At 72.7% G+C, this 25,351-nt stretch carries 29 protein-coding genes; 25 read left to right on the top strand and 4 right to left on the bottom strand.

Annotated elements, in window-relative coordinates; all coding sequences use genetic code 11:
* The first annotated feature begins 189 nt into the window (after positions 1-189).
* Together ACIQWR_RS22675 and ACIQWR_RS22670 are read left to right on the top strand one after the other, a co-directional pair.
* Positions 190-1,059 carry a bifunctional methylenetetrahydrofolate dehydrogenase/methenyltetrahydrofolate cyclohydrolase gene (locus tag ACIQWR_RS22675; RefSeq protein ID WP_404012361.1) on the top strand — a complete coding sequence of 290 codons (870 nt, stop codon included), beginning with the start codon at positions 190-192 and terminating at the stop codon, positions 1,057-1,059.
* A complete protein-coding gene (locus ACIQWR_RS22670) occupies positions 1,056-1,571 on the top strand; it encodes a DUF3017 domain-containing protein (protein WP_404012358.1) in 516 nt (171 codons plus the stop codon). Before ACIQWR_RS22675 ends, ACIQWR_RS22670 begins: the two co-directional genes overlap by 4 nt.
* On the opposite strand, the gene ACIQWR_RS22665 is transcribed toward ACIQWR_RS22670, so the two are convergent.
* Entirely contained in the window at positions 1,558-2,505 is a 948-nt protein-coding gene (locus ACIQWR_RS22665; protein WP_404012355.1) for a LysR family transcriptional regulator, read from the bottom strand. The genes ACIQWR_RS22670 and ACIQWR_RS22665 overlap by 14 nt on opposite strands.
* 71 nt (positions 2,506-2,576) lie before the next feature.
* Here ACIQWR_RS22665 and ACIQWR_RS22660 point away from each other — a divergent pair, with 71 nt between their 5' ends.
* From ACIQWR_RS22660 to ACIQWR_RS22615, 10 genes are all read left to right on the top strand, one after another.
* Positions 2,577-3,179 (top strand): short chain dehydrogenase, encoded by a 603-nt coding sequence (locus tag ACIQWR_RS22660; protein WP_404012353.1) that lies wholly within the window; start codon positions 2,577-2,579, stop codon positions 3,177-3,179.
* A gap of 150 nt (positions 3,180-3,329) precedes the next feature.
* Positions 3,330-4,127: an aspartate/glutamate racemase family protein gene (locus ACIQWR_RS22655; protein WP_404012351.1), complete on the top strand. Its 798-nt coding sequence runs from the start codon at positions 3,330-3,332 to the stop codon at positions 4,125-4,127.
* A complete protein-coding gene (locus tag ACIQWR_RS22650) occupies positions 4,127-5,122 on the top strand; it encodes a DMT family transporter (RefSeq protein ID WP_404012348.1) in 996 nt (331 codons plus the stop codon). Before ACIQWR_RS22655 ends, ACIQWR_RS22650 begins: the two co-directional genes overlap by 1 nt.
* Positions 5,123-5,327: 205 nt before the next feature.
* Entirely contained in the window at positions 5,328-6,185 is an 858-nt protein-coding gene (locus ACIQWR_RS22645) for an iron-containing redox enzyme family protein (protein WP_404012346.1), read from the top strand.
* A 60-nt stretch (positions 6,186-6,245) separates the two neighbouring features.
* Entirely contained in the window at positions 6,246-7,307 is a 1,062-nt protein-coding gene (locus ACIQWR_RS22640) for a fatty acid desaturase family protein (RefSeq protein ID WP_404012343.1), read from the top strand.
* A complete protein-coding gene (locus ACIQWR_RS22635) occupies positions 7,304-7,750 on the top strand; it encodes a hypothetical protein (protein ID WP_404012341.1) in 447 nt (148 codons plus the stop codon). The genes ACIQWR_RS22640 and ACIQWR_RS22635 overlap by 4 nt, the downstream gene beginning before the upstream one ends.
* Before the next feature lie 216 nt (positions 7,751-7,966).
* Positions 7,967-8,956 carry a malate dehydrogenase gene (locus ACIQWR_RS22630; protein ID WP_404012338.1) on the top strand — a complete coding sequence of 330 codons (990 nt, stop codon included), beginning with the start codon at positions 7,967-7,969 and terminating at the stop codon, positions 8,954-8,956.
* A 128-nt stretch (positions 8,957-9,084) separates the two neighbouring features.
* Positions 9,085-10,884, top strand: coding sequence for a hypothetical protein (locus ACIQWR_RS22625; protein ID WP_404012335.1), 1,800 nt, complete (start codon positions 9,085-9,087; stop codon positions 10,882-10,884).
* Positions 10,868-11,272 carry a hypothetical protein gene (locus tag ACIQWR_RS22620; RefSeq protein ID WP_404012332.1) on the top strand — a complete coding sequence of 135 codons (405 nt, stop codon included), beginning with the start codon at positions 10,868-10,870 and terminating at the stop codon, positions 11,270-11,272. The genes ACIQWR_RS22625 and ACIQWR_RS22620 overlap by 17 nt, the downstream gene beginning before the upstream one ends.
* Before the next feature lie 3 nt (positions 11,273-11,275).
* A complete protein-coding gene (locus ACIQWR_RS22615) occupies positions 11,276-12,283 on the top strand; it encodes a serine/arginine repetitive matrix protein 2 (RefSeq protein WP_404012329.1) in 1,008 nt (335 codons plus the stop codon).
* Positions 12,284-12,344: 61 nt separating this feature from the next.
* On the opposite strand, the gene ACIQWR_RS22610 is transcribed toward ACIQWR_RS22615, so the two are convergent.
* Complete coding sequence (locus ACIQWR_RS22610; RefSeq protein WP_404012326.1) at positions 12,345-12,857, bottom strand: carboxymuconolactone decarboxylase family protein; 513 nt, start codon at positions 12,855-12,857, stop codon at positions 12,345-12,347.
* A gap of 46 nt (positions 12,858-12,903) precedes the next feature.
* Between ACIQWR_RS22610 and ACIQWR_RS22605 the strand changes: the two genes are divergently transcribed.
* The 5 genes from ACIQWR_RS22605 (at position 12,904) to ACIQWR_RS22585 (ending at position 16,462) form a co-directional block, all read left to right on the top strand.
* A complete protein-coding gene (locus tag ACIQWR_RS22605) occupies positions 12,904-14,301 on the top strand; it encodes a PLP-dependent aminotransferase family protein (RefSeq protein WP_404012323.1) in 1,398 nt (465 codons plus the stop codon).
* Positions 14,302-14,445: 144 nt separating this feature from the next.
* Complete coding sequence (locus ACIQWR_RS22600) at positions 14,446-15,630, top strand: helix-turn-helix domain-containing protein (protein WP_404012320.1); 1,185 nt, start codon at positions 14,446-14,448, stop codon at positions 15,628-15,630.
* 201 nt (positions 15,631-15,831) lie between these two features.
* Positions 15,832-15,969, top strand: coding sequence for a hypothetical protein (locus ACIQWR_RS22595; protein ID WP_404012317.1), 138 nt, complete (start codon positions 15,832-15,834; stop codon positions 15,967-15,969).
* On the top strand, positions 15,966-16,136 hold the full coding sequence (locus tag ACIQWR_RS22590; protein ID WP_404012314.1) for a hypothetical protein: 171 nt from the start codon (positions 15,966-15,968) through the stop codon (positions 16,134-16,136). The genes ACIQWR_RS22595 and ACIQWR_RS22590 overlap by 4 nt, the downstream gene beginning before the upstream one ends.
* Positions 16,133-16,462, top strand: a complete 330-nt coding sequence (locus ACIQWR_RS22585; protein ID WP_404012312.1) for a hypothetical protein — start codon at positions 16,133-16,135, stop codon at positions 16,460-16,462. The genes ACIQWR_RS22590 and ACIQWR_RS22585 overlap by 4 nt, the downstream gene beginning before the upstream one ends.
* A gap of 297 nt (positions 16,463-16,759) precedes the next feature.
* Here the strand turns inward: ACIQWR_RS22585 and ACIQWR_RS22580 are convergent, their stop codons facing one another.
* A complete protein-coding gene (locus ACIQWR_RS22580; RefSeq protein ID WP_404012627.1) occupies positions 16,760-17,605 on the bottom strand; it encodes a hypothetical protein in 846 nt (281 codons plus the stop codon).
* Between the two features lie 87 nt (positions 17,606-17,692).
* Positions 17,693-18,673, bottom strand: a complete 981-nt coding sequence (locus tag ACIQWR_RS22575) for a LuxR C-terminal-related transcriptional regulator (RefSeq protein WP_404012309.1) — start codon at positions 18,671-18,673, stop codon at positions 17,693-17,695.
* 269 nt (positions 18,674-18,942) lie between these two features.
* On the opposite strand from ACIQWR_RS22575, the gene ACIQWR_RS22570 reads away from it, so the two are divergent.
* The 8 genes from ACIQWR_RS22570 to ACIQWR_RS22535 form a co-directional block, all read left to right on the top strand.
* Positions 18,943-19,125: a hypothetical protein gene (locus ACIQWR_RS22570; protein ID WP_385775360.1), complete on the top strand. Its 183-nt coding sequence runs from the start codon at positions 18,943-18,945 to the stop codon at positions 19,123-19,125.
* A gap of 96 nt (positions 19,126-19,221) precedes the next feature.
* Complete coding sequence (locus ACIQWR_RS22565; RefSeq protein ID WP_404012307.1) at positions 19,222-20,181, top strand: LLM class flavin-dependent oxidoreductase; 960 nt, start codon at positions 19,222-19,224, stop codon at positions 20,179-20,181.
* A 204-nt stretch (positions 20,182-20,385) separates the two neighbouring features.
* Positions 20,386-21,429 (top strand): daptide biosynthesis RiPP recognition protein, encoded by a 1,044-nt coding sequence (gene mpaB / locus ACIQWR_RS22560; RefSeq protein WP_404012304.1) that lies wholly within the window; start codon positions 20,386-20,388, stop codon positions 21,427-21,429.
* Between the two features lie 23 nt (positions 21,430-21,452).
* Positions 21,453-22,334: a daptide-type RiPP biosynthesis methyltransferase gene (gene mpaM / locus ACIQWR_RS22555; protein WP_404012302.1), complete on the top strand. Its 882-nt coding sequence runs from the start codon at positions 21,453-21,455 to the stop codon at positions 22,332-22,334.
* A complete protein-coding gene (gene mpaD, locus ACIQWR_RS22550; protein WP_404012300.1) occupies positions 22,331-23,641 on the top strand; it encodes a daptide-type RiPP biosynthesis aminotransferase in 1,311 nt (436 codons plus the stop codon). The genes mpaM and mpaD overlap by 4 nt, the downstream gene beginning before the upstream one ends.
* Positions 23,638-24,819, top strand: a complete 1,182-nt coding sequence (gene mpaC, locus ACIQWR_RS22545; protein ID WP_404012298.1) for a daptide-type RiPP biosynthesis dehydogenase — start codon at positions 23,638-23,640, stop codon at positions 24,817-24,819. Before mpaD ends, mpaC begins: the two co-directional genes overlap by 4 nt.
* Positions 24,820-24,945: 126 nt before the next feature.
* The gene (locus ACIQWR_RS22540; protein WP_404012295.1) at positions 24,946-25,122 is read left to right on the top strand and encodes a daptide-type RiPP; all 177 of its coding nucleotides are present in this window, start codon (positions 24,946-24,948) and stop codon (positions 25,120-25,122) included.
* Between the two features lie 81 nt (positions 25,123-25,203).
* The coding region (locus ACIQWR_RS22535; RefSeq protein WP_404012624.1) for a daptide-type RiPP at positions 25,204-25,351 on the top strand (148 nt) is incomplete at its 3' end.

The raw sequence follows: 25,351 nt of genomic DNA, 5'->3' as shown, positions 1-25,351 counted from the left end.
CCGGCACTGCCCGCGGCACTATTGCCGCCATCGTGGTCGGGTCCGGCCCGCATTGTCCAGTCGATTGGCGCTTGAGCGCGCCACTTGTTGTGCAAGTGCAATGAACCGGGCACTGATGCGGGCGTCTTGGCCGGTCATCACGAGTGGTGCGAGTGGAACCGGGGGCGGTCCATCCGGGAGGATGGGGCCATGACCGCCCAGATTCTCGATGGCAAGGCCACCGCGTCCGCGATCAAGTCCGAACTGACGGCCCGCGTGGCGGCCCTCACGGCCCGGGGCATCACCCCCGGCCTGGGCACCCTGCTGGTCGGCGACGATCCCGGGAGCCGCTGGTACGTCAACGGCAAGCACAAGGACTGCGCCGAGGTCGGCATCGCCTCGATCCAGCGCGAACTGCCCGCGACCGCCTCCCAGGAGGACATCGAAGCGGTCGTCCGTGAACTCAACGCCAACCCCGAGTGCACGGGGTACATCGTCCAACTGCCGCTCCCCAAGGGCATCGACACCAACCGCGTGCTCGAACTGATGGACCCGGCGAAGGACGCCGACGGCCTGCACCCGATGTCGCTGGGCCGGTTGGTCCTGGGCGAGCCGGGCCCGCTGCCCTGCACGCCCTACGGGATCGTGGAACTGCTGCGGCACCACGGCGTGGAGATCAACGGCGCGCACGTGGTGGTGCTCGGCCGCGGGATCACCGTCGGCCGGTCCATCGGCCTGCTGCTGACCCGCAAGTCGGAGAACGCCACCGTGACGCTGTGCCACACCGGTACGCGCGACCTGCCGGCGCTGCTGCGGCAGGCGGACATCGTCGTCGCGGCCGCGGGCGTGCCGCACCTGGTCAAGCCCGAGGACGTGAAGCCGGGGGCGGCGGTCCTCGACGTCGGCGTCAGCCGGGACGAGAACGGGAAGATCGTCGGGGACGTGCACCCGGGGGTCGCGGAGGTGGCCGGGTGGCTGTCCCCGAACCCGGGGGGCGTGGGTCCGATGACGCGGGCACAGCTGCTCGTGAACGTGGTGGAGGCGGCGGAGCGGCTCGTTCCGGCGGCGGAGACCGCGTGAGCGGGGCGGACCCGCGGGGCACCGGCGACGGCTCCGCCGGGACGAGTGCCGGGAGCGAGGGCAAGGGCACCGGCAAGGTCGAGCCCAAGGCCGAGCCCAAGACGGTCGCGGAGCAGGGCGCCGCGCGCCCGTCGCGGCGGCCGCCCTCCGTCACGCGCGACACCGCCCGGCCCGAGGGCGGCGGCCGGGCGGCGCCCGGCGACGCGCCCGCGCCGGCGCGCCAGTGGCCGATGCTGAGCGTGCTCGGGGCCACCGCCGCCGGGCTGCTCATCACCGCGTTCGGCTACTCCCGGGTCGGCTGCCTGTTCATCGGGGTGGCGCTGGTCGCCGCCGCGGTGATGCGGCGGGTGCTGCCGTCCGTGGGGATGCTCGCGGTGCGCTCCCGCTTCACGGACATGGTCACCTACGGCGTCCTCGGCGTCGCGATCATCCTGCTCTCGCTGGTGACGGAGCCGAAGCCGTGGCTGGAGATCCCGTTCCTGACGGACGCCGTGCGCTTCACGGTCCGCTGAGCCCGGCCCCGCCGGCGCCCTGACCGCCCGCCGCCCGGCCGCCGTCGGACACCCCCAGCGCCGCCAAGGTCGCCAGGGTCGCCGCGATGGCGGGCTGCGCCTTGGCGCCCGTACGGACCAGCGCCTCGACGGTCCGGCCGCGTCCCGGCAGCGTGAGGATCGCGGTGCCGGGCGGCGGGCCGTCGCACAGCAGCTTGGGCAGGATCGTCACTGCGTGCCCGGTGGCCACCAGCCACAGCGCCCCGCGCAGATCGCCGCAGTCGTGCTCGATCCGCGGGGTGAAACCGGCGTTGCGGCAGGCGTGCAGCAGCATCTCGCGGCAGCTGCTGGGCGCCGGCGCGGAGATCCACGCGTGGTCGCGCAGCGCCGCGAGCCCCTCCCGCGCCACGGCCGGCCGCAGCGCCTCCGGCAGTGCCAGGCAGAGCGGGTCGTCGAAGAGCGGCACCGAGGTGGTGCCGATCGCCGGCGGCTCGCCGAGCAGGTGGTAGTGGTAGGTGATGGCCAGGTCCAGCTCGCGGCGGCGCAGCCGCGGGACGGCGTCCTCCGGCTCGGCCTGCACGATCCGGGGCCGCAGCAGCGGATGGCGCCGGGCCAGCTCCGCGACGAGCGGCGCCGCGACCGGCCCCAGGGCGCTCGGCGCGCAGCCGATGCTCAGCTCTCCGCTGAGGTCGTCGTCGAGCGCGCGCACCGCCCCCTCGGCGCGCTCCAGCGCGGCCAGGACGTGCTCGCACTCGGCGGCGAGGGCGGCTCCGGCGGCCGTGAGCCGCAGCCCGCGCCCCTCGCGCCGCATGAGCGAGGCGCCCGCCTCCGACTCCAGGGCCCGCAGTTGCTGGGACACGGCGGACGGGGTCACGCCGTGGAGATCGGCGACCGCGGTCACCTTTCCGTGTTGTGCCAGGTCACGAAGGATCACCATGCGCTTCACATCAAGCATGAGTTCATCTTAATGATGGTTGAAGCCTGAGTAGCTGGACTTCACAGTCTTTCCCGCGTCATCCTCGGTCCATGAAGATTCTGCTGATCGGCGCGAACGGAACACTCGGACGAGCGGTCCACACGGCCCTGCGGGAGCGCGACCACGAGGTCGTCACCGCTTCCCGCAAGGACTCGGACTTCTTCGTCGACATCACCGACCCCGCATCCATCCGCTCCCTCTACGACCAGGCGGGCCCGGTCGACGCGGTCGCGAGCGCGGCGGGCAGCGTCCCGTGGAAGCCCGTGGGCGAGCTGACCACCCAGGACATCCGGGCCGGCCTCGAAGGCAAGGCCGTCAGCCAGATCGAGCTGGTCCTCCAGGGCCTGGAGCGGCTGCCCGCGCACGGCTCGTTCACGCTCATCACCGGCATCCTGGCCCGCGAGTTCCTGCTCACCGGCGCCGTCTCCTCCCTCGCCAACGGCGCCGTCGAGGCCTTCGTCCGCGCGGCCGCCATCGAACTCCCGGGCCGCCAGCGGATCAACGCGGTCAGCCCGACCGTCTTCGAGGAGTCCATGGACGTCTACGGCGACACCTTCGCCGGATTCGACGCCGTCCCGGTGGCCCGGGCCGCGGCCGCCTACGTGAAGTCGATCGAGGGCCACCAGACCGGACAGGTCTTCCGGGTCGGATAATCGCCCGGACCGGGATCATTCGCTGATCATCCGTTGCGTGGATAACCGCACTGCGTAAAGCCGAACCATGACCGTGCCTTCCCGGGTCCGCCCGGGGAATGCACAGTCGGTAGGTATCTCTGGAATTTTCCGGATTACGGAGGAGCAGTGATGAACGCAACGGATGACGGCTCGGGAACGGGCGCGACCCCCCGGGTGCTGAAGATCGGGCTCGTCGGGGGATTGAGCTTCCCGTCGACGATCACCTACTACTACCGCATAAACCGCGAGATCAACAGTCGGCTCGGTCTCGCGCATTCTCCGCGCATCGCCCTGGAGAGCCTGGACTTCCAGCCGATGGTGGAGGCGATCGCGGCCCGGGACGGCGACTCGGTGGCCGGCCAGATCGCGGGCGCCGCGCGCCGCCTGCAGGCCGGCGGCGCCGACTTCTTCGCGATCTGCTGCAACACCGTCCACGAGTACGCCGACCTGGTCACCGCGCAGACCGACCTCCCGCTCATCAACATCTGCAAGGTGACCGCGGCGGAGACCGAGCGCCTCGGCTTCACCAAGATCGGGCTGCTGGGTTCGGCCTTCTCGATGGAGGAGTCCTTCTACCGCGACGAGTTCACCGCCCGCGGCATCGAGGTCGTCGTCCCGGAGGCGGACGACCGGGCCTTCATGCAGTACTCCATCGAGCGCGAACTGTGCACGGGCACCATCTCCCAGGCCACCCGCGACCGCTTCCTGCGGATCTCCCACGACGTCCTCGCGCAGGGCGCCCAGGCGCTCGTCCTGGCCTGCACCGAGGTGCCGCTGGTGGTCCGGCCGGAGGACTTCGACGCCCCGGTGATCGACACGGTCCACGTGCACACCCAGGCCATCGTGGAGTACGCGCTCGCCCACGCCGGGGCGGCGGAGCCGGTCCCCGCCGCCGAGGCGGCCACCGCGGGCGCCGGGCGGTCGTGATGCGCGCCGTCCACGTCAAGATGACGGTCGCGACGGTCCTCCTCGGCTCGTACCTCGTCGCGAGCAAGCTGATCCTGCGCGAGGTGCCGGTCTTCACCGCCACCTTCGTGCGCCTGGTCGCCGCGGTCGTGGTGCTCGCCGTGTACGTGCGGCTGCGGCCCCCGGAGCGCGGCGGCGCGCGGCCCGCCCGGCCGGGGCGCCGCGACGCCGCGGTGCTCTTCGCGCAGACCCTGCTCGGGGTGTTCCTGTTCAGCGTGTTCGCCATGTACGGGGTGAAGTTCACCGGGGCCATCGAGGCCGGCGTGCTCCTCGGCATGGTGCCCATCTCGATCAGCCTGGTCGCCGTCGTCTTCCTCGGGGAGCGGCTGACCGGGCGGCGCGGGCTCGGGATCGCGCTGGCCGTGCTGGGGGCCGTGAGCATCAACGTGATGAGCGGCGGCGGGCACGCGGCCGGTGCGCACGCGGCGCTCGGCGTGCTGCTGCTCGTGTGCTCGGTGCTGTGCGAGGCGGTCTTCGTCACCTTCGGCAAGCTGTTGCGCACGCCCATCGCGCCCGCCCGGCTCTCGCTGATCCTGTCGGTGGCCGGGGCGCTGATGTTCCTGGTGCCGGCGGGCTTCGAGTCGCACTGGGGCGCCTCCCTGGCCGGGGTGGCGTGGCAGACCTGGGCCCTCATGGCCTACACCGGGGTCGCCATCAACGGCGTCGCGGTCGTGCTCATGTACGACAGCCTCGACAGCGTGGACACCACGGTGGTGGCGGCCTTCACGGCGCTCACCCCGGTCAGCGGCGCCGTCCTGTCCGTCCTGCTGCTCGGCGAGCAGCTGCGCGCCTATCACCTGGTCGGCATGGTCCTGGTGGTCGGCGGGGTCTTCGTCGTGGCCAAGGACAAACCGGCCGCGCAGAAGGGAAAGGAGGCCGTCCCGCCGCCGGCGGGAGCCGGCCCGGAGGAATCCGCGGACAGACCTCCTGCGTATTCCGGCAATGCGGTTAGCTGAACCTTGAGAGCCCTTCTCCCGGGTGTCCCGGACACGGCAGAGTCTTGTTTAGGACGAGACTCTCAAGAAGGGAACGGTAACAATGGCCACTGCCCTTGCTGCCCCTCTCATTTCCGCCGTATCGGGTTCCTCGAATTCCTTTGACCAGGAACTCGCGAACGACCTGCTCAAGGCTTTTCCGCAGTCCGGACCACACGACCGCGAAGTGCGGCTGAAGCTCTTCAAACGACTGCACGCCCAGTACGTCGCCTACATGGCGGGGCCCGAGGACTTCGCCTCGATCCCCCGGCTCAACGGCGACCCGGGCATCACGGCGATCGAGGACGCCTGGCTGTCCTGGGAGGACGGCCAGGTGGACTTCGCCACCCTGCCGAAGACGGGTACGGAGTTCCGCAGCTGGTTCCTGACCACCGCGGACCAGCACACCCAGCCCGAGTTCTGTGCCTACCTCGCCGACGAGGCCGACCTCAACGAGATCGCCCTCTTCTTCATGGGCGAGGAGCTCGTCGACAGCAAGTTCGACGACCTGATGGCCATGGTCCAGATCGGTACCCAGGGCCCCACCAAGCTCACCATCGCCGAGAACTACTGGGACGAGATGGGCGAGGGCAACATCGAGCACATCCACACCCGGATGTTCGAGCACTCCGCCCAGTACATGCGCACGCACCTGGCGAAGTCCGGCATCGACTACTCCAACCTCCAGTTCCCCGAGGCGTACGAGAACGCCTCGCTGCTCCTCCAGTACGGCATCCACCGCCACCTCAACCCGCGCGCCCTCGGCGCGATGGGCGTCCTGGAGCAGAGCGCCTCGCCGCGCTTCCAGGCGATGGTCGACGGCTGCCGGCGCCTCGGCGTCCCGGAGGACGTCATCGACTACCAGCGGATCCACGTCCACGTGGACGCCGATCACGGCGCCGAGTGGTTCGAGGGGGTCTTCGTACCGCTCGTGGACCGCTCGCCCGGCCTGCTGCGGGAGATCTCCCTCGGCGTGCTGACCCGGGTGCGGGTGGCCAACGGCTACTACTCCCGCATCTGGGACGCCATGAAGGCACTCCGCTAGCAGCCGGGGCCCGTCAGGGCCGGGACAGCCGACAGGGAACGTCGAGAACGGGTGGAATCGATGCCGATCGCAGAAATACCCCGGAAGCCGCAGCTCCTGTACGCACGGGCCCGCGTGACCGGGAACGACCAGAGTGTCTACATCGTCAAGCTGTTCGTCGCCGCGGCGCTCGTCGCCGCGGGCGTCGTGCTCACGGCGCAGGACGGACTGCTGCCCTCCGCGGCGGGGGTCGTGCTGCTCGCCGCCGTCTACACGCACATGGTGGAGCTCCAGCACCAGGCGCTGCACCACACCGCCTTCACCTCCGCCAAGCCGCACCGGATCGTCGGGATCCCGCTCGGGCTGCCGCTGCTCGTGTCGTACACCCACTACCGGGTGCGCCACCTCCAGCACCACAAGGCGCTCGGGACCCCGCAGGACTCGGAGTTCTTCGGCTTCGACACCCGGGCGCCCCTCACCTGGGGGATGCTGGCCCGCGGCGCCTTCGACTACTCGCGGCTGTACGTGATCGGCCGCGAGATCGTCCGCAGCTGGCGCGGCACCTGGGAGTACGACGCCGGGGACATCTCGGACCGCAGGCGCGGCGAGATCATGTCCGAGTACCGGTGGATGGCCGTCCTGCCCGTGGTCGCGGTGGCCCTGGCGCTGGCCGGTTACGGCGGGCCGGTGCTGGAACTGTGGGTGCTGCCGCTGCTCGTCGCGGCGCCGATGCACTTCTTCCTGGAGCTGCCGGAGCACATCCTGTGCGACACGGAGACCACGGACGTGCTGCGCAACACCCGCTCCATCACGGGGAGCTGGTTCAGCACCTGGTACACCAACGGCAACAACCTGCACGTCGAGCACCACGCGGCGATGACCGTGTCGATCAACCGGCTGCGGGCCCGGCACGACGAGGTCACCACCCTGGCGAAGTACGTCGACCGCAGCTACCCGGCGTTCTTCCTGTCGGTGGCGAAGGAGGCGATGCGCAACGCGCGCCGCTCGCCGGAAGCCGTGGCCGAGCAGGCCGAGGCGGCCAGGGAGGTCCGTACGCCCGTGACCGTCCCGACGTCCGTACCGGCGCCGGTGTCCGTCGGGGCCGGAGTCGGGGCGCACCGCTCCCGGGAGGGATCGGAATGAACCGGCGGCCCGTCCAGGTGCAGGGGCCGGCGATCCATCTGGCCGCCGCGGTCTCCGCCCAGCGGATCCCCGGTCTGATCAGCGCTTCCTTCATCGGCAGCCAGATCCGGCTGGAGGTCCCGGAGGCCGAGTTCAGCATCTGGGTCGGGGCGCACGGACCGGCCGGGCTGGAGCTGCGGATCGAAGCGGTGTTCCGGGAGCTGGGCCAGGACCGCGGAGCGGGCGGCACCTGGTGGAACACCTGGGACCTCACGGTGGGCGACCCGGACGCCCCGGGCCCGGTGCTCGTGGCCGAAGCCGCCGGGCCGGACTGCCCCCGGGTGCGGGGGTGCGTACCGGCGGAGCGCACCGCGCGGGCCCTGTCCGGGGAGATCGCCGTGGCGCGCAGGAAGTTCGCCGACCTGCTGGCGGAGGCCCGGCAGCAGGGGCGGGCCGCGGCCTGAACGGCCGCTCGAACGGGTGCACCGGCCGGGGAAACCCGATCGGTGCACCCGTTCGTGTGCCACGGACCACACGGACCCGGCGCATGGGCCGGTCCAGGGTCGGATAGCCTGACGGCGGATGTCTCTTCACGTCAAGATTCAGTGCGGATAGGGAGCGGCGTCCGCCCGCACAGGGGGCGGTGACGCCCCACCGCCAGCTGTCCAACGGAGAAGGCCATGACCCGCACTCCCGTGAATGTCACCGTTACCGGCGCCGCCGGCCAGATCGGCTACGCGCTGCTCTTCCGCATCGCGTCCGGTCACCTGCTCGGCCCGGACGTGCCGGTCAACCTGCGCCTCCTGGAGATCCCGCAGGGCCTCAAGGCCGCCGAGGGCACCGCCATGGAGCTCGACGACTGCGCGTTCCCGCTGCTGCGCGGCATCGAGATCACCGATGACGCCAACAAGGCCTTCGACGGCGCGAACGTCGCCCTCCTGGTCGGCGCCCGCCCGCGCACCAAGGGCATGGAGCGCGGCGACCTGCTCGCGGCCAACGGTGGCATCTTCAAGCCCCAGGGCAAGGCCATCAACGACAACGCCGCGGACGACATCAAGGTCCTCGTCGTCGGCAACCCGGCCAACACCAACGCGCTCATCGCGCAGGCCGCCGCCCCGGACGTACCGGCCGACCGCTTCACCGCGATGACCCGCCTCGACCACAACCGCGCGATCTCGCAGCTGGCCGCCAAGACCGGCGCCGCCGTCTCCGACATCAAGCGCCTCACCATCTGGGGCAACCACTCGGCCACCCAGTACCCGGACATCTTCCACGCGGAGATCGCGGGCAAGAACGCCGCCGAGCTGATCGCCGACCAGGCCTGGCTCGCCGACGACTTCATCCCGACCGTCGCCAAGCGCGGCGCGGCGATCATCGAGGCCCGTGGCGCGTCCTCGGCCGCTTCGGCCGCCAACGCCGCCATCGACCACGTGTACACGTGGGTCAACGGCACCGCCGAGGGCGACTGGACCTCCATGGGCATCCCCTCGGACGGCTCCTACGGCGTGCCGACCGGGATCATCTCGTCCTTCCCGGTCACCACCAAGAACGGCACGTACGAGATCGTCCAGGGCCTGGACGTCAACGAGTTCTCCCGCGCCCGCATCGACGCCTCCGTGGCCGAGCTGGTCGAGGAGCGCGACGCGGTCCGCGAGCTGGGCCTCATCTAGTCGCAGAGCCGCACCTCGTACGTCCCTTGCGCCCCGGCCAAACCTGGCCGGGGCGCTTTGGCGCGCACTGGTGCTTTTTGGCTTGGATTCGACTGTCCGGGCAGGTGAAAGAACCCTAAGGTCGCCCGGTGACCGACCTCCCTGTTCCCCACCAGCCCACACCCGCCGACCGCGGCGGCGGCGGTGACGACGTCCGGGGCGGCCGCCCCCCGGTGCACCCGGCGCTCAGCGAAGCGGGCCGCATGCTGTGCGCGGGCACCTACATAGACGCCGGCTACCGCGACCAGGTGATCAACGAGCTGTACGTCCACGAGGAGCGCATCGTCGCCCCCTCGTACGGCTTCGACGCCGCCCGCGTCCTCGCCCACGCACTGCGCGCCCGCCGCGCGGAACTGGGCTGGGCCGCCGGGATGGTCGGCGCCTGGATCGTCGGCATGATCCTCACCGGCGGCGCGCTCATCGCCCTGCTGCTGCCCTTCCTCCTGATGAGCCTGTCCGGCTGGCTGCGCGCCCAGGACAACCGTCTGGTGCGCATCCTGGGCGTGGTGCTGCGCGTCTACACCTGGGCGCTGATGACCATCCTGATCGTCGCCCTCGTCGGCGTGGGACTGGCCGCCGGTGACGCCTTCGGACCGCTGGGCGCCGTCGGCGCCGACGCCCTCCTGAACGGCTTCACGGGCTCCGTCACCGGTTCGGGCGACGCCTTCTCCTCCGGCTACGAGAACTACTCCGCCGGCTCCTCCGGGAGCCAGGCGTCCGCCGCGCTGTGGTGGGTGCTCGCCGTCTTCCTCGCCCTGGTCGCGCTCGTCTGGCTGCAACGCGGCCAGGCCGCCCGGGCCATCGCCGGGGAGCTCTCCCCGCGCCGGTACGCCGACCTCGCGGGCGACCCCGCCGAGGCCGCTCCCGGCGAGCGCTTCGGCCGGATCCGCGGCCGGATCCGGGTCGAGCAGCACAACCCGCTGATCATGTACAACATCAACGACCCGCTCTGCGGCGCGGGCGAGCCCTTCCGCCCGTGGCACCTGTCCGTGGAGCTGCGCCCGCGCGAGGACCTCGGCCCCGAGCGCAAGGCCGTCCCGCTCACCAACAGCGACATCGTGGCCCGGATCGTCCCGCTGCTGCACGCCCTGCGGGTGCCCTCGCCGCACGGCTCCCCGGCCGCGGAGGCCGCCGTACTGGACCGGATGCGCGAACTCGTCGTCGACGAGTGCGTGTTCCTGCCCGGCGACGGGCTGCCGCACCGCGACGCCGTCCCGCTCACCCCGGACACCTGGGCCGAGCACATGGGCGCCGCCATCGAGGAGGGCGGCGAACGCCGCCGCCACTTCCTGCGCATCCGGGTGGGCGGCTGGGACGAGAACCTCGTCGTCACCGTCTTCGTCCGCGTCCACACCCAGGGCGGCATGATGATGCTGGAGGTCGCGCCGCACGTCCTGCTGCCGCTGCGCGTCGTCTTCCAGAACGCCGACGCCGACGCGCACCGCTACCTCCACAACAACTGGCTCGGCAAGGCCGCCTGGGCGCTGCGCCACACCCCGCGCTCGCTCGCCTCCTCCGTCGTCATCCTCGGCCGCGGCGTCGCCAGTTGGTGGCGGATCATCACCGGCGGCCACGGCGGCGCCCTCCCCGAGGGCCCCGGCCTCTCGGTGCGCGAGCTCGCCTCCCAGGACAGGGGGTCGCTCTTCCACCTCATGGACCTCGACCGGTACTTGAAAACCATCCAGGACCGGGTGGTCAGCGGTGTGACACTGGCCCTGCACGAAGCGGGCTGGCACACCGAGGAGTTCGCCCAGCGCGCGATCAACGTCGCGGAGGGCGGCACGTTCATCCAATCGGTGAACAACAGCGCCTTCAGCGTCGGTGGCAGCGGACACACCAACACCACCAACCCGGGCAGGAGGAGGAGCAGCGGTGGCCATCAGCGGTGAGCAGGAGCAGGGCCGGGAGCGCGGCGGGCACGACGCCGGACGGCCCGTGCGGATCGGCGACGTCAGTGGGAGCAGCTTCAGCATCGGCGGCACCAACGTCACCAACACGGTCAACCACGGCGTGGACGAGGCCCCGCCCGGCCCCGGGGAACTGCTGGACGCGGTACTGGACCTGCGCGCCGCGCTGGTCCGGCTGCCCCGTGGCGCGGACCGCACCGCGCTCGACGCCGAACTGGACGGGGTCGCGGCGGACCTGGAGGACGCCGACACCATCCGGCCCGGCCTGCCGGCGCGGCTGCGCGCGGCCCTCACCCGCTGGGCCCCGCTCGTCGAGCCGCTGAACGCGGCGACCGCGCTCGGCGCCCTGCTCGTGTCGCTGGGGGGCTGAGCCGTGCCCCCCGCCGCCCCGGGCGCGCCCCGCTGGGACCCGCAGGCGCAGCGCTGGGTCCGGGACTCCGCGTCCGCGCCCGCCGCGGCGCCGCCGACCGCCCCGCCGACGGTGCCGGCGCAGCCCGTCGAACCGCCCGCGCAGCCGCCCGCCGCGCCCCCGTACGGGGTGCCGCCGGCGTACCCGGGGTACGGGCCGCCGGACCCCGCCGCGCTGCCGCCGCTCCCGCCCGCCTACACGCAGCAACTGCCCGTGCAGCAGCCCCCGTACGGGCCGCCGCCGCTCGTGTACCCGGGCGGGGGTGCGGATGGTGACGGCCCGTCGCGCCGCTGGATGACCCCGGCCACGGCGGGCATCGCGGTGGCCGCCGTCGTGATCGGCGCGGCCGTCGTCTGGTTCGTGCTGCGCGACACCGGCGGCTCGGCCCCGGACCAGGCGCAGGGCACCGCCACGCCCACCGTCTCGGCCCCGGCCTCCGGGGAACCGACGGGGACGCCGTCGGCCTCGGCGTCGGGTTCGGCCTCGCCCTCGCCGTCCGCCTCGGCCTCGCCCAGTGCGAGTACGAGCGCGAGCGCGTCGGCGGGCGAGCACGTGAGCGTGACCGATCCGAAGGGCTTCACGGTCGCCGTGCCCAAGGGCTGGACCCGCGACGACCCCGGCAACGGCATCTTCTACCGCTCCGCCGACCGCTCCTCGCTGCTCCAGATCTTCCAGGTGGTCGAACCGGAGCTGAGCCCCCTCGACGCGGTCAAGGGGGCCTCGGCCGACCTGCGCAACCGCACCAGCGGCTACACCGAGATCAGGGTCGGCACCGTCGCCGGCGGCTCGGGCGCCTGCGAACTGGTCTACGAGTACGACAGCGCGGAGTCGCACGGCCGCCGCCGCGGCGTCGAACGGGTCTTCTACGCCCAGGACGGCAAGAAGTGGGCCCTGCTGTCCGCCGGCCCCGCCGCCGAGTGGGACACCGTCCAGGCCCACCTCGCGGCGGCCGTGGCGGCCTTCCACCCGTAGGTCGCGGGGTCGGGGGTGCCGGGCCACGGCCCGGGAGCCCCGACCCGCGCGGGCCGCGGGGTCAGCTCTTGTACATGCCCGGGGTGTAGTGGCCCGGGACCAGGCGGGTGGTGACGCCGAAGCGGTTCCACACGTTGATCGTCGCGATCACGGCGATCAGCTGGGCCAGCTCGGCCTCCTCGAAGTGCTTCGCGGCCGTCGCGTACACCTCGTCGGGAACGAAGCCGTCGGTCAGGACGGTCACGGCCTCGGTCAGCTCGATCGCGGCCAGCTCCTTCTCGGTGTAGAAGTGCCGCGACTCCTCCCAGGCGCTGAGCAGGACGATGCGGTCGACGCTCTCGCCCGCCGCGATCGCGTCCTTGGTGTGCATGTCCAGGCAGAAGGCACAGTGGTTCAGCTGCGAGGCACGGATCTTCACCAGCTCGACGAGGGCCGGGTCCAGGCCCTTCTTCGAGGCGATCTCCAGGGCGAGGACCGCCTTGTAGACCTCGGGGGCGAGCTTGGCGATCTGCATCCGGGGGGCGTGCTCGGGAGCGTGGTGGTCGTGTGCGGAGTGCGGTGCGTTCGTGGTCATGGATCCACCGTACGCACCGGGCGGCCCACCGCTATGGTCCATGTTCATGACGGATTCATGGGCCACTTTCGGCGCTGACCTGCATCTCGAACTGGTCGCGGGACGCGGATTGCGGGCCGGACTCACCGAATCGCTGCGCGAGGCCGCGCGCGGCGGGCGGCTCGCCCCCGGCACCCGGCTCCCCTCCTCCCGTACCCTCGCCGCCGACCTCGGAATCGCCCGCAACACGGTCGCCGAGGCCTACGCCGAACTGGTCGCCGAGGGCTGGCTCACGGCCCGCCAGGGCTCCGGGACCCGGGTCGCCGAGCGGGTCCGCCCGCGCCGGGCCGCAGCGCCCGCCCCGGTACGCCGCCCCGCGCGCCGGGGGCCCTCGTACAGCCTCATGCCCGGCTCCCCGGACCTCGGCGGCTTCCCCCGCGCGGCCTGGCTCAGCGCCGCCCGGCGGGCGCTCACCGACGCCCCGAACGAGGCCTTCGGCTACGGCGGCGACCCGCGCGGGCGGGTGGAGCTGCGGGAGGCGCTCGCCGGGTACCTGGCCCGGGCGCGCGGGGTGCACGCCGACCCCGAACGCATCGTGCTGTGCTCCGGCTTCGCGCACGGACTGCAGCTGATGACCCGGGTGCTGCGGGCGCGCCGGGTCCGGGAGGTGGCCGTGGAGGCGTACAGCCTGGACGTGCACCGCGACCTCCTCGCGAGCGGCGGGCTGCGGACCCGGCCCGTGCCGGTGGACGCCTGCGGGGCGCGGACGGCGGAGCTCGCCGGGACGGGGACGGGGGCCGTGCTGCTGACCCCGGCGCACCAGTTCCCCACCGGGGTCGCGCTGACCCCCGGGCGGCGGGCGGCCGCCGTCGACTGGGCGCGGTCCACCGGGGGCCTGATCCTGGAGGACGACTACGACGGCGAGTTCCGCTACGACCGGCAGCCGGTCGGCGCGCTCCAGGGCCTCGACCCGGACCGGGTGGTCTACCTCGGCACCGCCAGCAAGTCCCTGGCGCCGGGGCTGCGCATGGGCTGGATCGTCGCGCCGCCGGGGCTCGTGGACGAGCTCCTCGCGGTCAAGGGCCGCACCGACTGGACCTCCAGCGCGCTGGACCAGCTGACGCTGGCGCAGTTCCTCACCTCCGGGGCGTACGACCGGCACGTGCGCGGCATGCGGCTGCGGTACCGGCGGCGGCGCGACGAGCTGGTGGCGGCGGTGGGGGAGCGGGTCGCCGTGTCCGGGATCGCGGCGGGGCTGCACGCCGTGCTGGACCTTCCCGGGGGGACGGAGCGGTCGGTGATCCAGGCGGCCGCCTGGCAGGAGCTGGCCCTGGAGGGCCTTCGCCGCTTCCGGCATCCCGATGCCGACATGCCGCCGCGCGATGCCCTGATCGTCGGCTACGGCACCCCCTCCGACAGCGCCTGGACCCCGACCTTGGCGGCCCTGACGGCCACCCTCCCGTAACCACCCTGCCGGCCCGCCGCTGGCCGCGCCGCCGGAGGGCCCTCGCGCCGCGACAGGCATGTCCGTACCCCGCCTTCGAGCGGGACGGGGCGGCTTCCGCGTGCCCGGCTACTGTTCTGGTGTCGAGTCAGAACGGGAGCCAGTATGCACTCTCTACCGCACGACCACACCGGCGCGCGCATGAAGCGGCTGCGCCTGGAACGTCACCTCACCCAGGCGGCTGTGGCCGATCTGGCCCACGTCCCCTACAGCACCTACACCAAGACGGAGCAGGGCGTCATCGCGGCGTCCCCCCACCTGATTGCCGCCGTCGCCCGCGCGCTCCGTGTCGATGTCGCCACGGTCACTGGCCAGCCGTACGCCAGGGAGCTGCGGGCGGACGAGTTGGACATACTGATCCGGCCGATCCGTCAGTCCCTGGACCTCTACGACCTCGGTGCCGACTCCGACATCGCCCCGCGCGCGCACCAACTCCTCGCCGACGACGCCGAGGCACTGCTCGTCGCCGTGCGCGCGGGCCAGATCAAGCAGACCGCGTCGCAACTTCCCGGCCTCATCCAGGAAGCCACCACGGCTGCGCACGCGGCGCCGGGGCGCGAGCGTTGGTTGCTCTTGGCCAGCCTGTACCGCACCGCGTACGACGTCGCCTCGAAACTGGGTTACTACGACCTGGCCGGGCTGTCGTTGGCCCGGATGGACTGGGCTGCCGAGCGCGGCTCGGACGCGATCATCGGCGGCATGTACCGCTACATGCGGGCGCTCACCTACCTGCGCGACGGGGAGTACCGGACCGGCGAGCGGCTGGTCGAACTTGGCCTGCGGACGCTCGCGCAGGCCGAGCCGTCCCGCGAGCGCTCGGTCGTCACGGGGCAGCTTCACCTGGGTGCCGCCGTGATGGCCGGCAGGTCGAAGGATCGTGGCCGAGCTGACGGCCACCTCGACGAGGCGGAGCTGATCGCCAACGAGACTGGTGAGGCAGTGGCGGTCCACTGGCTGGCCTTTGGGCCGACCAATGTGAAGGTGCACCGGGTCAGCGTGCTGGCCGAGCTGGACGAGTACGGGCAGGCGGCCCAGACTGGCCGCGGCGTCACGATCCCGCAGGGGTGGCCCGCATCGCGCCGGTCGCACCACCTGGCCGAGCTGGCCCGGGCTCAGATGTGGACCGGTGATCTCGGCGGCTCGTTCGAGAACCTGCTGCTCGCGCGGAAGGCGGCGCCGCAGCAGGCCCGGTATCACCAGACGGTTCGGGAGACGTACGCCGGCCTGGAGGCCGCACGGCGCCAGCTCCCGGACAGCTTTCTCTCATACGGCAACTGGCTGGGCATCTGACCCTGTGTGGACCGCTGGCCCTGACTATCAACAAGTCGTGATAGTTGGGGCCTTGCCACGCGCTCACACTCGTCTCACCACCCGCTGACTACGGTAGGGAGACCTCAGATGGAAGTGCGTGAGAGTAGGCCGAACGAGACCTTCGGGCACATTGACCACCCCCTTCTGCACCAGCGGGTCCGGGACCCGAGGACACTCCGCGTGGGCGAGCTGATGGCCGTTGTCGAGGAGTTCGTCGGCACGGTCGCCGGTGAGCAGAAGTACACGCGGACCGCGTACGTTCGCGGCGCAGACGGCTTGGAATTCACCGCGGCCCCGGACGCCCTGGAGCAGCCGTGAGCACCACGGAGTCGGCTGTCGGCCGGATCTGCGCCTTCTGTGACCGCCCCATCAAGGCCGGCGGCCACCAGTTCACCCCCCACTCGGCGTCCGGCGCCCGGCCGACCAGCTGGACGCACGACATCCGCGATCCGTCGTGCAAACCGCTGCGCGCGGACGAGCGGTGAACCGAGAGAAGCGGCTCCGCCGAGGCGTCGAGTACGTGGTAGCCCATGCCGGGTTGCAGCCCGAGGACGCGGTCTCCACGGACTGGATCGCGTACTTCCTCGACGAAGGTGGGCTCGTTGCCCACGGGGTGAAGTGCTTCCACTTCCAGGCCGGGGGCCGCCGGACGCCCGAGGCCGTGGGGGCGATCGCCGCGTGGGACACCGCGGTCCGGCTCGGTGAGGGCTGGCCGAAGGTCGTCGCCCTCGCGCGAGCGGCGCGCGATCTGCTGCTCGAAGAGGAGCAGCACCAGGCCCGTCGGCGCGCACGGCAGGAACGGGCCCGGTGAGCGAGTGGCCGCGCCAGGCCCTGTACGTGCTGATCGTGCTCAGCGTCCTCGCCGTCATCGTCATCGGCACCCCTTGACGCCCGGCCCGTTCAGCCTCGCCGGCGTTTGAGGCGCCGCCGGAGGCATCCCGGCTCTGCCGGGTCGATGCGCGGTGGGTCGCCCTCTGCCGGCGGGTGGCCGGTGTTGCCTCCGGCGGCGCCTCAAACGCCGGCGAGGCTGGATTTGGCGGGGCCTCATGCGCCGGCGAGGCTGGATTGGGCCGGGCCGGGCGCCGGCGGGGCTGGATTGGGCCGGGCCTCAGACGTCGGCGGGGGCGGACCGGTCCGGTGGGGGTGGTTCGCCGAAGCGGGCCAGGGCCAGGGCGCCCGATACGGCTACCGCGAAGCCGAGGACGGCCAGCCAGGCCAGGCCGTCACGGGTGCGGTCACCCAGCCACACCACCCCGACCACCGCCGGACCGACCGTCTCGCCCAGCACCAGCCCGGCCGTGGCCGCCGTCACCGAGCCCCGCTGCAAGGCCGAGGTCAGCAGCAGGAACGCCGCCCCGCCCCCCACCAGCAGCGCGTACGTCGCCGGGTTCGCCACCAGCGCCCCCGGCGCGAAGCCGTCGATCAGCCGGACCGCGACCTCCACCACCCCGAAGCCCGTCCCCGCCCCCAGGCCCAGGACCAACGCCCGCGCCCGGTCCGGCAGCCGCCCCGCCACCGCCCCCACCAGCAGGACCGCCGCCACGACACCCAGCATCGACCACTTGAGCGCCGTACTCCCGGGCCGGGAGCCCTCCGCCCCCGAGGCCAGCCCCAGCAGCGCGAGGCCGAGGCAGACCACCCCCACCGCGCCCCACTCCGTACCGCTGAGCCGGACCTTCAGCAGCCGCGCCGCGACCACCGCCGTCACGGCCAGGCTGGCGGCCAGCGCCGCGCCGACGGCGTAGATCGGGATCGAGCGCAGGGCGATGATCTGGAAGACGAAGCCGATCCCGTCCAGGCCGAGGCCCGCCAGGTACCGCCACTGCCGCAGCGCCCGCAGCAGCAGCGCCGGGTCCACCCCCGACCCCGTCCCGGGCTCGGCCGCCCGCGCGGCCACCGCCTGGAGCACGGAGGCGGTACCGAAACAGACCGCAGCCGCGAGCGCGCACACCATCCCGATCAGCACGGGACCCACTCTGGCACCCTCCCGCCGCCGTCGCCGGACGCAACCCCGGCGACGGCGGCCCGGGACCCGGACCGGCTAGATCCAGCCGTGGTCGCGGGCCAGCAGCGCCGCCTGGAAGCGGTTCGTCGCCCCCAGGCGCTGCATCAGGTCCGCCACGTACTTGCGGTACGTACGGACCGAGACGCCCACCTCACGCGCCCCGCTCTCGTCCTTCTCCGCCTCGTACATGGTGGCCAGCACCTTCCGCTCGATCTCGCTCAGCCCGCCCCCCGGCCCCTGCCGGGAGGCGACGGCCTCCGCCAACGGCACGGAGTCCGACCACATCCGCTCGAAGAGCGAGACCAGGTTGGCGACCAGCCCCGACTCCCGGATCACCAGGGCGCCCAGGCGCGGGTTCTGCGGGTCGATCGGGGTCAGCGCGGCCGCCCGGTCGAAGACCAGCATCCGCTCCAGCGGCTTGTCCGAGATCCGGATGTCCGCCCCCATCGCCGAGATCTCCTGGAGGTAGGCCAGCGTCGGCGCGTCCTCCACGGCCACCGGCCGCATGATCGTGCGCATCCGGATGCCCCGCCGCAGGATCCGGGCGTCCAGCGGCCGGGAGGCGGCGATGCTGGCCGGGCTCAGCGCCCCGTGCGGTTGGGTGGTCAGCCCTTCCTCCCGGGTGAAGAACGTCAGCTCGTCGATCACCGCCCGGACGTTGGGCGTCCCCTCGACCCGCTCGATCGCGGGCCGCTCCGACGCCTCGCGCGCGACGGGTCGTACCGCGTCCCGCTCGGCCAGCAGCGATTCCACGAGCCGCTGCTCGGCGGCCACCCGCCGCAGTTCCTCCTGCCGTTCCCGCAGCCGCAGGTCGATCAACCGCTGCACGGCGATCGCGGGCGGCGCCGGCCGGACGTTGCCGTTGTCGGCGAGGGAGGTCAGCTCCATCGACTCCAGGCGCCCCAGCCATCGCTCCACCTCGGGCGCCGGAACGCCGAGGTGGTCGGCGAGGACCGCGGGCGTGCCTTCCGTGAGGCGGAGCAGGCATCTGTACAGGTCTTCGTCCTCTGGTGACATCCCCAGATGCGTGAGGCTTCCGGCGCGCAATGGTTCCCCCTTGTGGTGCTGTTCCCGTGCGGTCAACACGGTGGCCTGATCATAGGAACGCGGACACCGGCCTGACCATGGGTAACGGAATGATTCGCACCGCTCTGCCCCACCGACTTCGGTGCAACTTGCTGCACCCGCGGGCGCAGGAAGCTGCGTCGGGAACACCGCCACCGAGGGCCTTCCACTCGGCAGTCTTCTCCTTGTCGGAACAACGGCGATCCACACAGGGGGAAATGATGAAGAAGACCACGCGCACCGGACGCACCCGCACCACCTCGATCATCGCGGGATTCGCGGTGGCGGCCGGAATCGCACTCTCGGGGCCCTTCATCCACCCGCCCACGCACGACGGGTCCACCGCCGCCGTCGCCGCGGTCAAGCCGCCGGTCGACCGGCAGGAAACCTTCGACTGGATCTGAGTCGATCGGTGGATCCGACCGGATCCGACCGGATCCGATCCGACGGGCCACACCCGACGCAATGACAACCGACGAGGAAGGAAGAGGGGCGCGACCATGACCGCCTATTCGGTACTCATACCGTTCCTGCCGCGCAGGCCGGAACAGATCCTCCCCTACGCCGGCCTCGTCCAATGGACCCACGCCCAGCGGCTCTGGCAGGGACAGTCCGTGATGGTCGAACCCCACCAGGGCTTCGTCCACGCGGCCGGAGCCGGCTTCCGGGTCCCGACCGGGCTGGGCGTGACGCTCATGCCGCTGCGCCACCCCTACGAGGCCGCGCTCCAGGCCCGCTCGCTGGCCCTGGCCACCGGGCAGCCGGTGATCGCGGGCTTCGGACCCGGGGCGCCCTCCCTCCAGCAGGCCCTGCGCGGGGCCCCGTACCGCAAGCCACTGACCGCGGCCCGCGAGTACCTGACGGCCGTGCGCGGCCTGCTGGCGGGGGAGGTGGTGCGGATGGCGGGGGAGTACGTGACCTGCGAGGCGCAGCTCGCGCCCTTCCCCTCCGCTCCGGTGGAGCTCGGGCTCGGCGTGCTGCGGCCCGCCATGGCCCGGCTCGCCGGAGAGGTCGCCGACGTGGCGATCACCTGGCTGACCCCGGCCGCCTACCTGCGGGACACCGTGCTGCCGGCGCTGCGCGAAGGCGCGGCCAAGGCCGACCGGCCGGTGCCGCGACTGACGGCGATCGTGCCGCTGGCGCTCGCCCGGACCGACCGGGCACCGGGTGAGATCGCGCTGGCCAGCAACTCCGCCCACCTGGGACTGCCGCACTACGTCGACATGCTGCGCAAGTCCGGGATCGGCATCACCGGCACGGACCCGGCGCTGGACGCGCGGGCCCTGGTCGAGGGGCGCGGATTCCTCAGCGGCGACACCGGGGAGATCCTCGCGCAGCTGAAGGAGTACGAGGACGCGGGCGTGGACGAGGTCGTCCTCAACGTCACCGGCGTGGCCAACCTCTACGGTCCGCAGGCGGCGACCGAGGAACTCAAGACCCTCCTGACCGCGCTGGCCTGACCGCGCCGGGCCCGACGCGCCCCGGCTCCACCACACGACCGGCTCCACGGCCCCGCGCCGCCCGGCTCCGTGCTGCCCGGCTCCGGCCGGTGCCCATCCGACGCGCGCACCGCGTCCACCCGATCACTTCGCTTCGGCATCGCTCGTATCGCACGTATCGCACGTATCGCTCGGTAGTGCTTCGCATTCCTTGAAGGGGGAGTCATGGCGGGAATCAAACGGCATCTGATGCTCTGGGGTACCGGAAAGCCGGGTGCGGAGCATTCCGCGACGGGCGCCGCGACGGTCGTCCTGGAAAATCCGGACCACCTCTCCACGCTGCTCGGCTCGGACCTCGTCGGCCCGGAGTCCGTGGTGTTCGTCCCCGGTCACACCGAGGGCACGGACGCGCCGGACGGACCCGCCGTGACCGGTTACGAGGGCTCGCTCAGCGAGCCCGGCGCCGAATGCTCCCTCGGCACCGACTTCTACCTCCAGATCCAGAACTACGGGATCAGCGCCTACATGTCGGTGGTCGGCCCGACGCTGATCCGCGTCGCCGACGACATGGACCTCGACGCCTACCTCGCCGACGCCGACGAGGCCCGGCGGGCGGGCGTCTTCCCCGACTTCCTGACCAACCCCGTCATCCAGCTCGCCGACCTGCCCGCACTCGGCGCCGGTACGGCCGGTGACGGTCCGCGCCGCAGGCTGTACGTCGACCAGGACGGCGCCCTGTCCACCGCCCCGGGCGGCGCCCGGCTGGGTGTCCTCGGCGAGGACGACCTGGACCGCGTGGAGGCCCGCTGGCTGCTGCCGGACGGCGCCGGAGCGCCGGAACAGATCGCTCAGCGGCCCTGGTTGGGGCGCTACCTCGCGGCGGTCGGCGCGGTCCGCGACCTGCGGGCCCGTGGCGTGGTCGACGTACGGGTCTCCGGATTCGGCGGACGCCTCGGCGCCGCCGCGACCGCCGCCACGGCGGCGACCGGCCCGGCCGACACCGCCGACGCGCTGCTGCCGCTGCTGCTGTGGTCGGGCGAGCACGCCTTCGTCCACGACCCGGCGAGCGGGCGCACCTTCGGCCTCGACCCGGCCGCCGCCGCCCTCGCCGAGGTGCTGCTGGTCTCCGGCTCGGTGGCGGCGGGCTCCGCCCACGCCGACCGCACGGGCCTGGAGCGGGTCGCCGCGTACTTCGCGGAGGCCGGGATCGGCCTGGGCACAGTCGTCCTCGACGAGCGCGTCGGCGAACTCGTCACGGCGGGTCGCTGAAAGCCATGACGATGACGATGACGATGACGACAGAGACACAGGCGAACGGGCCCATGGCGGAGGAGGGGCACCGCCTCCCCACCCCCGCCGACGTCCCCGGACGCGCCGGCGAGCTGCTGGCCTCCCTCGGCGGACGGGCCGTGCTCTGCGACCTGTACGACGCCGTGGGCGCCTCCGTCTACCACGACCTCGCCGGCACCGGCACCCACGAAGTGCGCGAACTGCTCACGCTGGTCCGCCGGATCCCGGGCCCCGTGCTCGACCTGGCGGCTGGCTCCGGACGCCTGACGCTGCCCCTCCTGGCCCTGGGCCGCGAGGTCACCGCGCTGGAACTCTCCGCCTACATGCTGGAGTTGCTCGACCAGCGACTGGCCGCGGCGCCCCCCGCCCTGCGCGAGCGCTGCCTGCCCGTACGGGCCGACATGAGCGACTTCGCGCTCGGCCGCCGCTTCGGCGCGATCGTGCTCGGCACCACCACCATCTCCCTGCTCGGCCCCGAAGGCCGCGTCGGGCTGTACCGGGCGGTGCGCGAACACCTGGAGCCCGGCGGCCGGTTCCTGCTCTCGACGGTCGACATGACCACCACCGGGACCGACCCGACCGGGACCGACCCGACCGGGGCCGCCGAGGTCGACATGGAGATCGTGACCGACAGCGGCCGCGCCTACCGGCTCTTCGAGCACTGGACGCCGGACTCCGGCAGCCGCACCGTCACGCTCTTCCCCGCCGTGATCGCCGACACCGGTCCCGTGGAGGTCTGCACGACCACCATCGGCGTCCTGCCCGTCGCGCTGCTGGAGGCCGAACTGGCCGCCGCCGGCTTCACGATCAGCTCCCGCCACCCGCTGCCCGCCGTCGGCGAGCGCCACCACGACGTACTCCTGGAGACGGAGGTGACCCCGTGAACGGGACCGCACCCGAGACCGCACCCGCCGGCCGCCACCCGCTGTGGCCGTCCCTGAGCGCACCGCATGACCAGGGCCGCGACGACCTCTGCGCGGTGTCCGCGCACGGGGTACGGGTCCGCTTCGCCGACGGCCGCGAACTGCTCGACGGCTCCAGCGGCCTGTGGAACACCAACCTCGGCTACGGAAACGAGGAGATCGCCAGCGCCGCCGCGGCGGCGCTGCGCGAAGCCTCGTACCTCTCGGTCTTCCGCTACGAGAACACCTACGCCCGCCGGGCCGCCGAGGCACTGGTCGAGGCGGCCGGCCCCGAACACTACGGACGGGTGCTGTTCTCCACCTCCGGCGGCGCCGCCAACGACCTCGTCATGAAGGTCGCCCGGCAGTACCACGCACTGCGCGAACAGCCGCGGCGCAAGGTGGTCGTCGGCCTGCGCGGCAGCTACCACGGCCTGACCTACGGCAGCTTCGCGCTCACCGGCGACGACCTCGGGCAGCAGCTCTACGGGGTCGACCAGCGCCTCGTGCGGCACGTCACCCCCAACGACCCGGCCGAACTGGGCACGCTCATGGCCCGCCAGGGCGGCCAGATCGCGGCCGTCGTCGTCGAGCCGGTGCTCGGCAGCGGCGCCGTGCCCCTCACCGAGGAGTACCTCGCCGAGTTGCTGCGGCTGCGCCGGGAACACGGCTTCCTGCTGGTCGCCGACGAGGTCGCCACCGGCTTCGGCCGCACCGGCAGCCTCTTCGCCTCCCAGCAGTGGGCCGAACAGCCCGACCTGCTGGTCTCCTCCAAGGGACTCACCAACGGCACCAGCGCGGCGGCCGTCGTGATCGCCTCCCACCAGGTGGCGGCGGCCTTCACGGACGCCGGCGCCGTCCTCACCCACGGCGAGACCCAGGCCGGCACCCCGGTCACCTGCGCCACCATCACCGCGACCCTGAACGAGATGCGCCGCCTCGACGCGGTCGCCCTCGGCCGCAGGCTCTCGGTCCGGCTCGACGCCGAACTGGGCGCGCTCGTCGACGACCACCCCCGGGTGGTCGCCACCACCGGCCTGGGCCTCTTCCGCTCCGTCCGGCTGTGCGACCCGGACGGGACCCCCTTCCCGCAGGACCAGGTGCACGCCCTGGTCCAGGCGATCCGGGAGGCCGGCGCCATCGTGCACCCCGGGGTGAACGGCGTACAGCTCTTCCCCGCCCTCACCTACACCGACGCCGACCTCACCGAACTGCTGGCCCGCGTCGTCGCCGGACTGGAGATCCACCTGGCACGGACGGCCGCCCCGGCGGTCGGGGCCCCGGCGTGAGCGCGGGCTGGCACGCCCCGGCGCAGCAGCTCATCGGCTGCGACAGCCTGGGCGCCTGGTTCACCGGCCGCCCCGAGCGGCGGATCACCGTCCTCGTGGACGAGGCGGTCGCATCCGCCCCGGTCACGGCCAAGGTCCGCGCCCTGCTGGCGGGGGAGCGGTACCGGACGCGGGTGCTGGAACTGTCCGGCCCCGGCGACCTGGAGTCGGTGGTCGACCTCGCCCACCGGCTGGCGGACGCCGAGCTGGTGGTCGGGATCGGGGGCGGCTCCCTGCTCGACCAGGCCAAGCTGGCCGCCCTGATGCGGACCAACCCCGACGCGTACGCCCGCCTCACGGTGCCGCAGCGCAGCGGGCTGCTGATCCTCGGCCCGCAGACCGCGCACGGGCTCCCGCTGGTCGCCGTACCCACCACGGTCGGCACCGGCACCGAATCGAGCGGGGTCGCCTGCCTCGGCTATCCCGGCCAGGGCAAGCGGCTCGTGATGGGGACCGCGCTGCGGCCCAGGGCCGCCGTCCTGGACCCGGCCGCCACCGCCACCCTCGACGACGAACTCATCGCCGAGGGGGTCCTCGAAGCGCTCTTCCGCGCGGTCAGCCCGTACGTGGGCGACCACCGGGAGCTGCCGACCGAGGACGCGCTGGTGGAGACCATCGCCGAACGGCTGGTGCGGCTGGGCCACGAGGTGCGTGACGCGCGCCGCGCCGGCCGCCCCACCGACGACCGGCTGCGGCTGGAGATCGCCAAGCTGAGCGCGCTCAGCCACGCCGAATGGGCCCACCTGGGACGCGACTTGTACGCGGTCAAGGGCTGGCTCATCGCCAACGAGCTGTCCTCCGGGCTCGGCGTGCGCAAGATGACCGCGGTCGCGGCGATCCTGCCGCACCTGTGGCGGGCCATCTCCGCGGGCGATTCGAGGCTCGGCTCGGCGGTCCGACTGGAGCGCCTGTGGTCCCGGCTGCGGGCGACCGATCCCGACGCCCTGCCCGCCGACCCGGCGGCCGGCATCGAAGCCCTCGTCGACTCCTGGGGCATCGAGCGCGGCATCACCGCGGGCCCCGACCGGCTCGCCGACATCGCGGGCCGCACCGTCCGCGCCTGGGGCGCCGGTCTGCCGATGCTCGGCGGCCTGCGCACCGGCGAGGTGTACGGCCTGCTGGCCGAGGTCGCGGCCTGACCCCACGGCCCCGCCCCACGGCCCGGCCCCATGACTTCCGCACCCGCAGGCACCGCCGCGGGGTGCGGTCGAAAGAGCACACCAGCACGACCCCTTGAACAACCCACTCGGAACTGGAGCTTTCCCATGCAGGAGAACCTCGCGATCGACGCCTTCCCCGCCCTTGAGCTCGGTATGCAGGAGCTGGAGGCCATGGAGGCTCCGGGTTGGTGGACCGGTATCGGCATCGGCGCCGGTGCGGTCGTCGCCTCCGCGGCGGCGTACGGCAGCTACGTCGCCTCCGCGGCCATCATCGCCACCTGAGTCGACCAGCACGACCCACTGAACGACTGAACCATCCCTCGCACGCCCCCTGAACGACCCACACGGAACAGGAGCTTTCCCATGCAGGAGAACCTCGCGATCGACGCCTTCCCCGCCCTTGAGCTGGGCATGCAGGAGCTGGAGGCCATGGAGGCTCCGGGTTGGTGGACCGGTATCGGCATCGGCGCCGGTGCGGTCGTCGCCTCCGCGGCGGCGTACGGCAGCTACG

The organism is Streptomyces sp. NPDC098789 (genome assembly GCF_044759975.1).
In the GTDB taxonomy this organism is placed as follows: domain Bacteria; phylum Actinomycetota; class Actinomycetes; order Streptomycetales; family Streptomycetaceae; genus Streptomyces.
Note: the sequence above shows the minus strand (reverse complement) of the source record. Positions and strands in the feature narration are given on the sequence as shown.

Excerpts from the sequence above, each read along its gene's own strand:
- ACIQWR_RS22655 (WP_404012351.1), top strand. The coding sequence starts at position 3,330 with ATGAACGCAACGGATGACGGCTCGGGAACGGGCGCGACCCCCCGGGTG.
- mpaM (WP_404012302.1), top strand. The coding sequence starts at position 21,453 with ATGACGACAGAGACACAGGCGAACGGGCCCATGGCGGAGGAGGGGCAC.
- ACIQWR_RS22660 (WP_404012353.1), top strand. The coding sequence starts at position 2,577 with ATGAAGATTCTGCTGATCGGCGCGAACGGAACACTCGGACGAGCGGTC.
- ACIQWR_RS22640 (WP_404012343.1), top strand. The coding sequence starts at position 6,246 with ATGCCGATCGCAGAAATACCCCGGAAGCCGCAGCTCCTGTACGCACGG.
- mpaB (WP_404012304.1), top strand. The coding sequence starts at position 20,386 with ATGGCGGGAATCAAACGGCATCTGATGCTCTGGGGTACCGGAAAGCCG.
- ACIQWR_RS22665 (WP_404012355.1), bottom strand. The coding sequence starts at position 2,505 with ATGCTTGATGTGAAGCGCATGGTGATCCTTCGTGACCTGGCACAACAC.
- ACIQWR_RS22600 (WP_404012320.1), top strand. The coding sequence starts at position 14,446 with ATGCACTCTCTACCGCACGACCACACCGGCGCGCGCATGAAGCGGCTG.
- ACIQWR_RS22580 (WP_404012627.1), bottom strand. The coding sequence starts at position 17,605 with ATGGTGTGCGCGCTCGCGGCTGCGGTCTGTTTCGGTACCGCCTCCGTG.
- ACIQWR_RS22675 (WP_404012361.1), top strand. The coding sequence starts at position 190 with ATGACCGCCCAGATTCTCGATGGCAAGGCCACCGCGTCCGCGATCAAG.
- ACIQWR_RS22610 (WP_404012326.1), bottom strand. The coding sequence starts at position 12,857 with ATGACCACGAACGCACCGCACTCCGCACACGACCACCACGCTCCCGAG.
- ACIQWR_RS22575 (WP_404012309.1), bottom strand. The coding sequence starts at position 18,673 with ATGTCACCAGAGGACGAAGACCTGTACAGATGCCTGCTCCGCCTCACG.
- ACIQWR_RS22650 (WP_404012348.1), top strand. The coding sequence starts at position 4,127 with ATGCGCGCCGTCCACGTCAAGATGACGGTCGCGACGGTCCTCCTCGGC.
- ACIQWR_RS22630 (WP_404012338.1), top strand. The coding sequence starts at position 7,967 with ATGACCCGCACTCCCGTGAATGTCACCGTTACCGGCGCCGCCGGCCAG.
- ACIQWR_RS22540 (WP_404012295.1), top strand. The coding sequence starts at position 24,946 with ATGCAGGAGAACCTCGCGATCGACGCCTTCCCCGCCCTTGAGCTCGGT.
- ACIQWR_RS22565 (WP_404012307.1), top strand. The coding sequence starts at position 19,222 with ATGACCGCCTATTCGGTACTCATACCGTTCCTGCCGCGCAGGCCGGAA.
- ACIQWR_RS22605 (WP_404012323.1), top strand. The coding sequence starts at position 12,904 with ATGACGGATTCATGGGCCACTTTCGGCGCTGACCTGCATCTCGAACTG.
- ACIQWR_RS22570 (WP_385775360.1), top strand. The coding sequence starts at position 18,943 with ATGAAGAAGACCACGCGCACCGGACGCACCCGCACCACCTCGATCATC.
- ACIQWR_RS22635 (WP_404012341.1), top strand. The coding sequence starts at position 7,304 with ATGAACCGGCGGCCCGTCCAGGTGCAGGGGCCGGCGATCCATCTGGCC.